Here is a 13534-nt window from a genome sequence, read left to right as displayed (position 1 = left end):
TTATGTTTAGTAATGGGAGGAACAGAAAGATGACTAAAGTGCTAGTGGCATACGCCAGTCTAACTGGAAACACTGAGGAAATGGCTGAGTTGATTGTAGAGGGAATACGCCAAGCAGGTGGTGAAGCCGTTTTGAAATCGGTCACTGAATGTAATGCGGTTGAGATAAATTCATATGAAGGCGTTCTGTTAGGAGCATATACTTGGGGAGATGGAGAGATACCAGATGAAGCTCTTGATTTCTATGAGGAGATGGATGAGCTTGATTTGACTGCTATGAAGTCAGCAGTTTTTGGAAGTGGAGACACAGGGTACGCGATTTATTGTGGAGCCGTGGACTTATTCGTGGAGAAGTTAAAGGAACGTGGAGCTGTGATATTACAGGATAGTCTTAAGATTGAATATGGCCCGAACGCTGCTGAAAAAGAAGCCTGCCGTCAATTCGGTCGTCAATTTATCGAAGCTTGTATGGTGGCATCATAGGATGGGCGGGCCAGCAGGAAGTTGGATGAAGAAACAAGTGAATTTACATACGCCTCCATATAAACGACTGCATGATTATCGAGTGGAGCACATTATGCTTGGTGGGGCCGAGAATTTATCAAGCGGAGCTCCAGCGACCGGGCTCCCACGCTGGCGCCAGCAGGTTCAATATGCTGTAGGGCATACACTTAACGACTTTTATAGTTTGCTGCCTGAAGTTCGAAGGGAGATACCGATACAATTTCTGTTAGAGCGTCGTTGGCCGCCTAGAGGGGATGCTTTTCCTTCATTACTGCAATATTGGGATATCAAGACAAGTATAGCGGATGAACTAATGCGTATCGTTTCGACCAATCATTTACTGGAAATTCCGGTTATGCTATACGAGCAGTGGTATGTGCCAGTCCCGGAGCTGAACTTGGAGCTTTCGATGATTACTCAATTAGCTTGGAATTCTATTCAGAATGGTCGAAGCCTGAACATTCAGAAATTTATGGTGAATGGCAATGAGGATACAATTGCGGGCTTTTTGCATATGACTAACGTCTTTTGTTATGCGGCTTACGGTGAACCTGCGGAGACCGTGGAAATCTACTCCTTGCTAGAGGGTCGTAAATACTCTTACAACGGAAATGCAGTCCCGTATAAGGAGTCTTTGGATTATGTTCGATTGTTATCTGTATTTCTGGAGCAGGAAGTGCACGCGGATGGCTCATTAAACTGTAGTGACCGTAGAAATGATAGAGGCGAAGCTAATGTTGGAGGCTTTGGGCTCATGTGATTACTTCTTATAATAAAATAAGGCCTCCTGCTCTACAGGCGAAAACGCCCATTAGACAGGAGGCTTTATTTCTATGGATTAGCCGATATAACGGTAATAATCCTGCTTATTCTGAATGATAAAGCCACAGCTTTCATATAGCTTAAGCGCATTGGGATTATCTAGAGCGACCTCGAGATTAATTCCATTATAGTTTTTACGTTCTCGTTTGATCGTTTGAAGAAGGGCACTTCGTCCAATGCCTAGCCCCCGTAGCTTCTTGCTGACAGTAAATCCATAAATCCAGGTTTCATTATCTTCGGTCCACAGCCGCATTTTACCAACAGGTTGTCCATCCATTTCGATCATAATATGTTCTTGCAGGCCTTCCTGTTTCTGCAGGTCATAGAGTTCGGCAGCATCTTCTGTCTTTATATCAAAGCCTCCACAATCCAGCTCAACAAGAATTGGGGCTTCGTCTTCACGAGCAGGGCGTAAGATCACAGTCCCTGTGGCTGAGCTTGCTTCAGAAGAAGCAACCGAATTTCCGCCCCATTTCATTTGGTATTCTGCATGATTAAACTGTAGTGGTAGTGTTCGAAGGAATGCTACACCAGATGACGAAGCAGCGGGAGCGTTTAGAAGTAGGGTAGCGACATTGCCCCGTTGGATAATAGTCTGCGCTCGGTTCCACAGTGAGGTGAAGATGCCCCGTCGGCGGTAGCCTGGCCGAACCATGCCGCAGACCTCCATATCGCTTCCGAATCCATAAAGTCCTAAGAAGCCGACGAGTAATTCATCTTCATAAGTCACGAGCCATTCCGTATCTCCTACGCTTGATGGCTGGCGAAGCATATCCCAATTCAATTTCAGTGAAATTCCGTCATATTGCTCACAGCGTTCTTGTAATTCTTCTATATTTCTCAAAGTATCGGTAGTAGTCAAACCCGTTTCCTCCTAATGTGTATTTGAACTAAGTGTATTAGTTCGAATAGGTTAATAAAGCTTCACGGAAACGGGAACGGAGATCAGTCTCGCTCGCCTGTGTTTCCGCTCAGCACGTCCTTATACTCCGGATGCTTCTCGAATTGATGAGCTGCATAGGAGCACACAGGAACAATTTTCAAATTTTCATTTCGAGCCTTATCTACAACAGCCCGTACAAGTTCTTCACCGGTACCTTGACCGCGCAGTTCCTCAGAGACACGAGTGTGGTCAATGACCAATTCCCCAGCATCTTTATCCAAACTGTATGTGATCTCAGCAAGGTCCTTACCGTCATTCGCAACAAAAAAACGTCCTGTTCCAGTTTGAATTTGCATCTTATGGCTTCACTCCTAAAATGTTATTGCCTATATTTTACTACCACGATTTGCAAAAAGCGAGGAACGAAGCAGATTGATTGCTCGCCCTGGATGTTTGATGGCGTTCCATAGATGGATTTATCGAGGAAGTTAGGATTACTGGTGTGAATAATGCGCTCTTGTTACTCGAGGCAGTTGCTTGTAATGTTTGTTCTGACGCGATCGAGTGACTTTTGGCGAGCCGAGAAGGTGGGGGCTGGAATTTCTGGACAAGCTAGTGTGCTGGATACGTAAGGCGGGCCAGACATTCCCGGCACTCTGATGCAGGAACATCCAGGACTGCCGGAAACATGGGAATCCTTGAGACCTCAACATGTCCAAAACTCCTGTCATCATAATCATCCATTGGAGCTTTCGGACTCCATTGCAGCTATCCTTAGGAAAAGGCACAAATTAGGGGAATACTGCGTATAAGGTCCACTGTGTCCGATAGCAACTTCGTTCGAGTATATTTTACCGATGGAATCGCTATGACTAGGTGGTTGATCGCATGGGTTAAGATCCCCGATGCAACCGTACTGAAATGTCCCTTAGCTGTATTTTACGAGTAGAAGTCCCCTTGCACGAACACCTCGCAAACAAACCTAAATTAAAGTTAGATACGCAGAAATTCTGCGGTCAAACGGCAGTCAATGAGCAGTCAATCAGCAGTCAATGAATTTTTATACACTCCCGTTTATAAAGTAGCTTGCGTATACTCAGGATAATACAATAAGATTAAGAGAATATCTCACTACTGAAAAGAACCGCTAGCAGGAGGAATCATTGTGGAATACAAGGTTGAGGTTGAATTTAGGTCCATTTATGAATTATTGAACAGCTTACATACTTATTTGTGCAAAAAATCCTATAAGAAGATTGATTTAGGAATGGCGTGGGTCACAGAAATTGAGAGCAGCCTCAGTCAAGAACTGCTATCACGCCTGAAAGAAACCGAACTAAATAATGAATGGAAAATGTTGAATCTGCTCATTTACTGTTGTCCATTTAAGGATGATGTAGACAGTGTGTTGAACTGGATTGAAGGGTTATCTGTTGGCGAGTTATATGAGACCTTATCAAAATATGTAAAGGTTTTTCCAAGCCATATGGAGAATTACCGTAATCGCGTAGTATTTTTACTCTCCGAATGGAACCGCCAGTACTTTAGTCAATGTAATCCTGCGATTCTAAGCAAATTACAGCAGCATGTAGATTTGAAGAACATGGAGCTTAATGAACTGGAAACGGCTGATTTTGTGAACAAGACGACCAACGGATTTTACTTCATTCCTACGGATGGGCTCAAGAAGCTCGTTCTGATTCCACAGTACCATTTTCAGCCTGCTAATATCATCTATTGCTACGGTGAATTAACGATCTGTCATTATGCGGCCTGGATTTCGATAGAGAACGAAGAGATTTCACCATTTATGTACAGAACGATTCGTAGTCTAAGCGAAAAAAGCCGCCTGAAAATCCTCCAAGCCCTTAGCGGTGGCCGCAAAACGTTTACCGAAATTGTAAAGCATGCAGGAATCTCGAAGGGGATCGTTCACGATCATATTTTTAATCTTCGCTGTGCAGGTTTGCTTCATGCCTATATTGAAGGTGAGAATGTCACCGGATATAGTCTGCGTCTGGAAGGCATTCATCGGATGAATGAGCAGCTTTTTGATTATTTAAAATAAAGATTTCGAAAAAATTGTACGGTCTGAAGGTCAGAATTCTCTTATGCAGAGAGGGTTTTGGCTTTTTTTGTTTTTTTTAATATTTGCATAATTCTGTTTGTGGAGAATTTTTTTAAAGTTCTCTCTTTACAGAACTTAAAAACCTTTCTATAATGAACATCAGAAGTTATTCATACTTAACAGGTAGGAATTATAGTTATTATTCTATTAGAGTGAAAAGGGAGATAGGTACATGAGAAAAAATGCGATTGTAATCACTTCATTACTGCTTACGGGTTCACTGTTACTTTCGGCTTGCGCTAACAACAGTACTAACGAATCCTCGTCCGCGAACAATGCAGCTAAAGGGTCCAATTCAACTAATGTGGAAGCAGCAACTACGCCAGAAATTATTCCTGCTGGTGCGCTAAGCGAGCCTTTTACCGCAACTGATTTGTCCAAACTTCCAGCAGTTGCACAGAAACGCACAGACACCATTATCGTAGGGTTAACGGACCCAAGTGGAGCTTTCACTCCGTATTTTCAGCAAAGTGGTTATGATGGCAATGTATCCTCACTGCTATACGCATCTCTCGTAACTGTAGACGATAAAGGCATTCCAACACCGGAGCTTGCGGAGAGCTGGGATGTTTCGGACGATCAGCTTACATACACGTTCCATTTGCAAAAAGATTTGAAATTCAGCGACGGTTCTCCATTAACAGCGGATGATGTAGCCTTTACTTGGACGATCCAATACGACAAATCGTATGACGGTAGCTCGCAGCTTCCATCCCTAAATATTAAAGGCGGCAAAGCCTATAAAGAAGGTACTTCTCCAAAGATAGAAGGGATTAAGGTGATTGATCCACAGACGATCTCAGCTACGCTTGAGCAGCCCAACGCAACAGCGCTGGTACAGCTCGGCTCGAATGTATTGTCTAAAGCTTACTATGGCAAGGACTATACATTTGGAAATCTCGAATACATCAAGAAGCTGCATGAGAAGCCACTGGGGGATGGACCTTACAAGCTGGAGAAATTTATTCCGGGGCAAGAGGTACGTTTTGTAGCGAATGAGAATTATTTCAAAGGTAAACCAAAGACAGAACATTTCATCTACAAAACTACGGAAGGCGATGTATGGCAGTTCGTAGAAACGGGTGAGGTAGACTACGCTTCTTTTAGTGCAACAGACGAGAATATCGAGAAGCTGAAAGCGCTCGGCTTTGTGAATATTATTCCTTACACTCCAAGCACGTACGGATACCTGCAAGTCAATTTGAAGCATGAGCAGCTCAAGGATAAGCTTGTACGTCAAGCTATTGTGTACGGTTTGGATCGTCAGAGTATTTATGTGGATGCAGCACAAGGTGCAGGTTCTATTGCGAACATTCCGGCATCCCCAATCTCTTGGTCTTACACGGAGGAAGGCATTAATCCTTACAAATATGATCCGGAAAAAGCTAAACAATTGCTCGATGAAGCCGGCTGGACTGTAGGAGCGGGTGGTATCCGTGAAAAAGATGGCAAACCGCTCAGCATTCATTACCTTGGTTCGAAGAGTAAAAACACAGATATTTTCATCGCTGTAGCGAAAGAGAATTTTGAAGCACTGGGTATCGACTTCCAGCCTGAGGTGTTCGCAGACTTTAACTCACTGGTATCTAAGGTAGAAGGTGGGGATTACGACCTCGTATCCTTCTCCACAAGTATGTTGACTGATCCGTCTGACGGGTTCATGCAGTTCTTTGATGGCGAGATCACGGATTATGACAATCCGAAATTCCTGAAGTTATACAATAAAGCTTTGGCAACTACAGATATTGAAGCCCGCAAAGCGGTATACAAAGAGCTGTACCAGCTCTTCAATGATGAACTGCCTATTATTTTCACAAGTTACAAAAAGACTGTATACGCCTATAACGGACGTATTGAGAATCTATCGGTCAGCCCGTTCATCGGTCTTGCTGGCAGTCTGCCAACTTGGAGCCTGAAATAAATAAAACAGTGTCCCCTGTTCTATATTCTTGGGCAGGGGACAAATCATAAGGAGTCTGTCATGAGCGCTTATTTATCGAAAAGACTGTTGTATATGGTCATTATCTTATTTGCGGCATCATTATTGATCTTCTGTCTGTATGCTTCAACACCGGGAGATTTCATAACCGGAAATATTAAATTGACGGCAGAGCGCAAAGCAGAGCTGCGTGAGATCTACGGCTTAAACAAGCCGATGCTTGAACGGTATGGAGTATGGATGAAAAATGCGCTGCATGGCGATTTCGGGTATTCCTTAGCCCAGCAAAAGCCTGTGCTTCAGCTTTTTAATGATTATATTTGGAATTCCTTTCTGCTGGCTGCCGTTTCCACGTTTCTGACGTGGGTGATTGCAGTTATTATTGGTGTGATTTCAGCTTATAAGCAATATTCATGGTTCGATACACTCGTGATGATCGCAATATTCGCAGCCATGTCGCTGCCGTCATTTTTTATAGGCTTATTCCTGATTAAAATCCTGGCTGTCGATCTCAAGTGGCTGCCTCCGGGTGGAATCATCACTACAGGCAGCAACGCTACGGGTCTGGCGTACTTTAAGGAGATTGTTATGCATATGACCCTTCCGGTTGTTGTTATGACCCTCCTTGGATTAGGCTCGCTCACGCGTTATTTCCGGAGCAATATGATCGATGTCTTAAAGCAGGATTATATCCGTACTGCCCGCGCTAAAGGTCTAAGGGAGCGTAAGGTGCTTTTTACACATGCCTTGCGTAATGCCTTATTGCCTGCGATTACACTGGTTGGCTTCGAGCTTCCAGCGCTATTTGGCGGATCACTGATTATTGAGAAAATATTTAATTGGCCGGGGATTGGGCAACTGTATATGCAGTCCTTCGGGCTTAGGGATTATCCTTTACTGATGGGCTTTACGATGTTTATTGCGATACTTACCGTCATAGGAACGTTGCTTTCGGATGTTTTGTACCGGATCGCCGATCCTAGAGTTCGGCTATAGAGAGGAGGAAGCTGACGTGGCAGTTCAAAGTAATGTAGCGGGGATTTCAAAACCCCAGACCACCAAAGGAAAATCCTCTTTATTCCGGCAATCCCTTCGAAGATTGTTAAAGAACAAGCTGGCGGTATCCGGGTTTGTGGTAGTGATTTTTATGTTTGCGCTTTGTTTTATAGGTCCTCTGTTCTCTCCCTATACCGATAACAAAATTAATATGGCATTGATGAACAAAGCACCTAATATGAAGCATTGGCTGGGTACCGACGCGCTGGGCAGGGATATTCTGACCCGGGTGATGCAGGCAGGACGCATTTCACTGACAGTAGGACTGGCATCCATGGTGCTTTCGGTGTTTATCGGGGCTCTTTTGGGGGCCATAGCTGGATATTACCGTGGAATCGCTGATCAAATCATAATGCGGATTGCGGATCTGTTATTGACGGTTCCGAGTCTGCCTCTGCTTTTTATTTTTGGAGCATTGTTATCAGAGTGGAAAATTCCAACGGATTATCGCATGTATATTGTTATGCTTATGCTTAGCATTGTGAGCTGGCCGGGTATGGCGCGTATGGTGCGGGGGCAAATGCTTAGTCTGCGAGAACGTGAGTTTATGCAAGCAGCCGTAGTATTAGGCCTTCGGGATCGGCGTAAATTGTTTAATCACTTGCTGCCGAACATTGTCCCGCTGCTGATCGTTATGGCAACGCTCAACATCGGTGGCGCTATTCTGAGTGAATCGGTTCTTAGCTTTTTTGGGCTAGGTGTTATGCCGCCAACGCCAACCTGGGGCAATATGATTGATGCAGCGAATAATATGATCGACTTTAAGGATCGGCCGTGGCTGTGGATTCCGCCTGGGCTATCCATCTTCGCGACAGTAATCGCGATCAATATCTTTGGTGACGGACTCCGGGACGTACTTGATCCTAAACAGAAGAGGTAGGTGACCCTCACATGAGTGATTTAATGAATATAGACGGTCTAAGTACATACTTCTTCACGGAAGAAGGAAAAGTGAAAGCCGTTGATGATGTAAGCTTCCGTGTTCGTGAAGGAGAGACGGTCTGTATCGTCGGAGAATCGGGTTGCGGCAAAAGTGTAACTGCGATGTCCATCATGGGTCTTGTTGAAGAGCCAGGGGGCAAGGTTGTCCATGGCAAAATTGATTTTCAAGGTGAAGATTTGTTACAAATGGACAAAAACACACTGCGAGCCATCCGTGGCAACGAGATTGCAATGATCTTCCAGGAGCCCATGTCCTCTCTTAATCCTGTAATTAAGATCGGTGAACAAATTATGGAGCCGTTGATCGTGCATTTGAAGATGAACAAGAAGCAGGCACGTATCCGGGCAATTGAACTGATAAAACAGGTAGGCATATCACGCCCTGAACAAATAGCAGATAGTTACCCACATGAACTGAGCGGAGGGATGCTGCAGCGGATAATGATCGCTATTGCCATCGCCTGCAGTCCAAAGCTATTGATTGCAGATGAACCGACAACGGCGCTGGATGTAACGATTCAAGCACAAATTCTGGATATGCTTCGTGAAATTAAAGACAGCTCCGGCATGTCTATTCTATTAATCACCCATGATCTGGGTGTAGTCGCGGAGATGGCTGATTACGTGATTGTTATGTACTCCGGAAAGATTGTGGAGGAGGGGGAAGTTGTTGAATTGTTCACCAATCCCAAACACCCGTATACGAAAGGGCTGCTCAAATCGAAGCCAGTTATTAATCAGCGGCAGGATGAGCTGTATTCCATACCAGGCCAAGTGCCAAATCCGCTTGAGCTGGTACCTTCTTGCTATTTTCATGAACGCTGTGAGCATTGCATGCCTGTATGTGCCAGCCAGCAGCCCCAGCTTAAAGAAGTGGCCAGCAGACAAAAGGTAGCTTGCTGGTTGTATGAGGAGGCGGTTGTTCATGCCTGAGGCATTGCTTGAGGTCAATCATCTGAAGAAATATTTCCCTGTCACTAAGGGATTGCTTAACCGAACGGTTGGGCATGTAAAGGCTGTTGATGATATTAGCATCACGCTTCAGCCAGGGGAGACGTTTGGGCTTGTAGGAGAATCCGGGAGCGGAAAGAGTACGGTCGGACGGACGATTTTACGGCTAACGGATAAAACGGCAGGTGAGATCAAATTCAAAGGGATAGACATTCATTCTTTGTCTCCCGCTGAATTGCGAAAGATCAGACCGCAAATGCAGCTAATCTTTCAAGACCCTTATAGCTCACTTAACCCTCGGGTCCGCATAGGTGATGCTATCGGAGAAGCTTTACTGGATCATGGGTTATGCTCAAAATCAGAGGTTCGTGATCGGGTGTTTGAGGCGCTTGAGGCATGTGGTTTATCCTCTTATCATATTGATCGCTTCCCGCATGAATTCTCGGGGGGGCAGCGGCAGCGGATCGGAATCGCGCGTGCGCTTGTGCTGAATCCTGAGCTAATCATTGCAGACGAGCCAGTCTCGGCCTTGGATGTATCCATCCAAGCGCAGATTATTAATTTATTCAGTAAGCTGCAGCAGAGCCGTGGGCTAACCTATTTGTTCATCTCTCATGATTTGAGTGTAGTGGAGCATTTATGTTCAAGAATCGGTGTCATGTATCTGGGATCTATGATGGAGACGGCTTCTAGAGATGAATTATTTAAGAATCCGCTCCATCCGTATACCAAGGCATTGCTATCAGCTGTTCCAATACCTATTCCGAAGCTGAAAAGGGAAAGAATCGTTCTTAAGGGGGACATTCCGAGTCCTGTGAGTCCCCCGGCTGGCTGTAAATTTCATACTCGTTGTCCCTATGCCCAAGAGGTTTGCAAATCGGAGATTCCTGTATTCCGCGATGCTGGTAATAATCATTTTGTAGCCTGTCATTTGGTCTGAGCTTTGTCAGAGATATAATGATGATTCAATCCTAAGTCTTGAATAATTAATGTTGAATTGTATAATAATACAATTTGACCTTATTTTTGCCTGTGCTTAAAAAGTTTAAAAGGGTTTCAAAGCCAGGTTAATGGGGTAATTAGAGAGTGGTTAGGTTAGACGTACATATCTAATCGGTCTAGTATAAAATCCCTACTTAGGAGGAATCATCGTGAATACAACAGTACGTTTGACAGAAAGATCCGGCTCGACTTCTTCACAGCGCAGAAAAGGCTTTGTACCGGTCGTCGTGTACGGTGCAGGTTCAGATAGCCAGTCCTTTACAGCGGATGCTAAGACAATTACCGGGATTTTGGCTAATAACCCTCGGGCGGTATTAACCTTGGAATTGCCAGATTCAGGTAAAAAGAACGTTGTCATCCAAGAAATTCAGCGCCAGCCCGTATCCAAACAACTGCTGCATATTGATTTTCAGCAGATCGACATGAAAGCCAAATTGGATACGAAAGTAGCCTTTCACTTTACAGGTGATCCAGTAGGTGTGAAGAGTGGCGGTGTGCAGCAAATTGAATTGCATGAGCTAGATATTCGTACACTTCCAGATAAATTAACGGCATCCTTTGAGGTGGATATCAGCGGACTAGATATTGGTGACCAATTGCTGGTATCTGATCTGCCGAAGCATGAGGGCTGGGAAGTGTTGACGCCTGAGGACACTTTGATTGTCCGGGTTGCGCCTCCAGCAGCTCAAGAGCCAACAGATGAGGATGCTGCTGAACCAGCTGCAGACGAAGCTACTGGTGAAGATAAAGCAGAATAGAATAGGGATTGAATCAAAAGAGCAGATAGATCCTTCTCAAGGAGCTGTCTGCTCTTTTTGTTTTATCTTCGTGAACACGTATTAATAAAATAATTGCGGTCTTTCGTATGGTTTCTTAAATGGAATTTATGGTTATTTCGCCTCATTTAGTTAAAAATTTACATAAAATCGTTGACGAATAGGTTGCAAAGGCTGAAAATGAGGACAATTACCATGGTAAAGAATTCAAAAAGTTCTTGTTATCGTTGTTTGAAAACGCTTTATTTATTTTGCTTCAAAGATCTCTCATTACCCTGTTCATCATGATTATGAGGAGGAAAGTTATGAAGATGAGGAAGCTGTTTTCGATTTTAATGACAAGTCTGCTGGTTTTTGGAGTAGCTCTACCTATGGGTGGAAAAGTGAGTGCGGATGCTGCAAGTGATGCTTCAAATCGTGCTTTAGTCTGGTTAAAGACCCAGCAAGATGCTACAGCAGGGTATGCTTTTGAAGGCTTGGTAGATAGCTTTGAGGATTTCTGGGGACCTAACAATCCCAAACAGATTGTATACACGTATGATCAAGCTGTTGCAGCCATAGCCTTTATTGTAAAAGGTGAACGGACGCGGGCAGAGCAGGTTTTGAACAAAATGCGGGACATTCAGGACCCTTCCGGCTTCTGGCTGAACTCTTATTGGTATAACAATGGCTTCGGAGAAGAAATTCGTAAACATGTGGGGCCGGTTGTATGGATGGCAATGGCTGCTATGGCCTATGAAAAGCAATATAATGACACGCGATATCGCCCGATGGCGCTCAAAGCACTTGATTGGAGCTTGTCGTATAAAAAAGCCAACGGCAGTATTGCTGGAGGGTGGAGTGGTTGGAGCAATTCAGATGAGCCTTGGAGCTCAACCGAGCATAATATCGATATTTACCGGGTGCTGCAGTATTATGCTTCGGTAGATTCCTCAAAGGCTGCCTCATATAATAGCGCAGCTTCTGGAGTGAAGACCTTCCTGGATAATTATGTGTGGGATGACAGTGTCAAACGCTTCAAGGGAGGCTGGAAAAACGATACGAATCTGATTGATCCTAAAATTCCATTGGACGTGAATCCATGGGGAGTACTGGCTTTAGGAGTATCCGGAACCCATAACTACGGTGCAAGCTTAACTTATGTGGAAAATGCTTCCGGCACCCCGGGGACCCTTGCGAATCCGCGTTACAAGCAGACGCTTACTTACAATGATGCTGGGAATACGCTGACCGGCTATGATTTTGACTGGACGGATGAAGTTTTGCCTGCATATGACGATAACGGGAATCAAATCGGTAATACGGGTGCTGATGTATGGTTTGAAGGAAGCGCATTTATGTCGCTCGCCTACTATATGCAAGGCAATGTATCCAAAGCGGATGCCATTAACACTGAAATTATTAAAAAGCAAGGCACAAGCGGCGCTTCACTGGGGGGAATTCCGTACTCGCTTAAAGGGACCAGCAACAGCTATTGGGTTATGGCACAGCAAAACTGCGTGTCTAGCACGGGTTGGTTAATTCTATCACTACACCGGTTTAATCCTTTCACTGGTGAATACTTGACGGGTGGAGGTAATACTGGAGACACGACAGCACCTACTGCACCTGCTAATCTGACAGTAACCAGCAAGACGGATTCAGCAGTTAACCTGAGCTGGTCTCCTTCAACTGATAATGTTGGTGTTACGGGATATTTCGTTTATCGTGGAACACAGCAAGTAGCCTCTGTGGCAGATACTACAGCTACTGTTACTGGACTAACTCCAAGCACAGCTTATACGTTTACAGTAAAAGCTACGGACGCAGCAGGTAATTTGTCATCTGCTAGTAATACCGCAACAGTTACTACTAATCCCACTGGCGGCGGGGGTGGTGATCATGTGACGGCTGACTTTACGGCAGGGGTAACGAGACTTTCTTCAACAGAAGCGAGCATTTATATTACACCTGTGACCAGTGCTCTTTATGTAGATGTGCATTATAAGGTTAACGGGGGGCCACAGCTTAATTACCGGATGATCAATAGCTCAGGTACATGGAAGCAGACGGTGAGTGGTTTAAGTGCTGGCAGCAGCATTGAGTACTGGTTCACTTACGAGAAATCCGGCCCACAATATGATTCAGCGCATTATACCTATGTGCAGTGAGATTTATGAAAGACTTGACCGGTAAGATTTATAGATAGAGCAAGTAAAATAAAGAAGGCTGTCCCAGATGCCATAGTATTGGCTCGGGAGGGCTTTCTTTTCTTTGTATTAGGCTATGTTAAACCACATTGTTGATATTTGAGTTTTACGAACGTCGTTTTATGATTAAGATGACACTATGTAAGGAGGTGTGGCAAGCGAGAGCTCATTCACTTTTTTACTGTCCAGAACCAAGGGGATGTCAGCTCCTATTCGTGCGCTTGATGAAATCCAGGAGCAAAAGCATAATGGCTTGTCTGCCCCATTGCAACAAATTTACTTTTACAACGTATATATAATTATTCCATATTTTAGGTATATTAAAGGAGTTAAAAGGAATGTA

12 protein-coding genes are annotated in these 13534 nt (G+C 44.4%); 10 read left to right on the top strand and 2 right to left on the bottom strand.

What is annotated here, in order from left to right; all coding sequences use genetic code 11:
* Positions 1-29 precede the first annotated feature (29 nt).
* Positions 30-482 (top strand): flavodoxin, encoded by a 453-nt coding sequence (locus M2444_RS06460; protein ID WP_094870242.1) that lies wholly within the window; start codon positions 30-32, stop codon positions 480-482.
* A gap of 25 nt (positions 483-507) precedes the next feature.
* On the top strand, positions 508-1263 hold the full coding sequence (locus tag M2444_RS06455) for a hypothetical protein (RefSeq protein WP_143812133.1): 756 nt from the start codon (positions 508-510) through the stop codon (positions 1261-1263).
* A 78-nt stretch (positions 1264-1341) separates the two neighbouring features.
* Here the strand turns inward: M2444_RS06455 and M2444_RS06450 are convergent, their stop codons facing one another.
* Both M2444_RS06450 and M2444_RS06445 read right to left on the bottom strand, forming a co-directional pair.
* Positions 1342-2187: a GNAT family N-acetyltransferase gene (locus M2444_RS06450; protein ID WP_094870240.1), complete on the bottom strand. Its 846-nt coding sequence runs from the start codon at positions 2185-2187 to the stop codon at positions 1342-1344.
* Between the two features lie 83 nt (positions 2188-2270).
* Entirely contained in the window at positions 2271-2564 is a 294-nt protein-coding gene (locus tag M2444_RS06445; RefSeq protein WP_042190028.1) for a GNAT family N-acetyltransferase, read from the bottom strand.
* A gap of 809 nt (positions 2565-3373) precedes the next feature.
* Between M2444_RS06445 and M2444_RS06440 the strand changes: the two genes are divergently transcribed.
* From M2444_RS06440 to M2444_RS06405, 8 genes are all read left to right on the top strand, one after another.
* Positions 3374-4276, top strand: a complete 903-nt coding sequence (locus M2444_RS06440; protein WP_280786558.1) for an ArsR/SmtB family transcription factor — start codon at positions 3374-3376, stop codon at positions 4274-4276.
* Positions 4277-4508: 232 nt separating this feature from the next.
* Entirely contained in the window at positions 4509-6257 is a 1749-nt protein-coding gene (locus tag M2444_RS06435) for an ABC transporter substrate-binding protein (protein WP_280786557.1), read from the top strand.
* A gap of 60 nt (positions 6258-6317) precedes the next feature.
* Entirely contained in the window at positions 6318-7271 is a 954-nt protein-coding gene (locus tag M2444_RS06430) for an ABC transporter permease (protein ID WP_094870237.1), read from the top strand.
* Positions 7272-7287: 16 nt separating this feature from the next.
* Complete coding sequence (opp4C, locus tag M2444_RS06425; protein ID WP_094870236.1) at positions 7288-8211, top strand: oligopeptide ABC transporter permease; 924 nt, start codon at positions 7288-7290, stop codon at positions 8209-8211.
* A gap of 11 nt (positions 8212-8222) precedes the next feature.
* Positions 8223-9206, top strand: coding sequence for an ABC transporter ATP-binding protein (locus M2444_RS06420; protein ID WP_280786556.1), 984 nt, complete (start codon positions 8223-8225; stop codon positions 9204-9206).
* Complete coding sequence (locus M2444_RS06415) at positions 9199-10164, top strand: ABC transporter ATP-binding protein (RefSeq protein WP_280786555.1); 966 nt, start codon at positions 9199-9201, stop codon at positions 10162-10164. The genes M2444_RS06420 and M2444_RS06415 overlap by 8 nt, the downstream gene beginning before the upstream one ends.
* 211 nt (positions 10165-10375) lie before the next feature.
* On the top strand, positions 10376-10984 hold the full coding sequence (locus M2444_RS06410) for a 50S ribosomal protein L25 (RefSeq protein WP_179281591.1): 609 nt from the start codon (positions 10376-10378) through the stop codon (positions 10982-10984).
* Between the two features lie 323 nt (positions 10985-11307).
* On the top strand, positions 11308-13152 hold the full coding sequence (locus tag M2444_RS06405) for a fibronectin type III domain-containing protein (RefSeq protein WP_256990350.1): 1845 nt from the start codon (positions 11308-11310) through the stop codon (positions 13150-13152).
* Positions 13153-13534: the final 382 nt, after the last annotated feature.

It is taken from the genome of Paenibacillus sp. PastF-3, from assembly GCF_029893135.1.
GTDB classification, from domain to species: Bacteria; Bacillota; Bacilli; order Paenibacillales; family Paenibacillaceae; genus Paenibacillus_AQ; species Paenibacillus_AQ nitricinens.
This window is presented reverse-complemented; position numbering and strand designations above follow the sequence as displayed.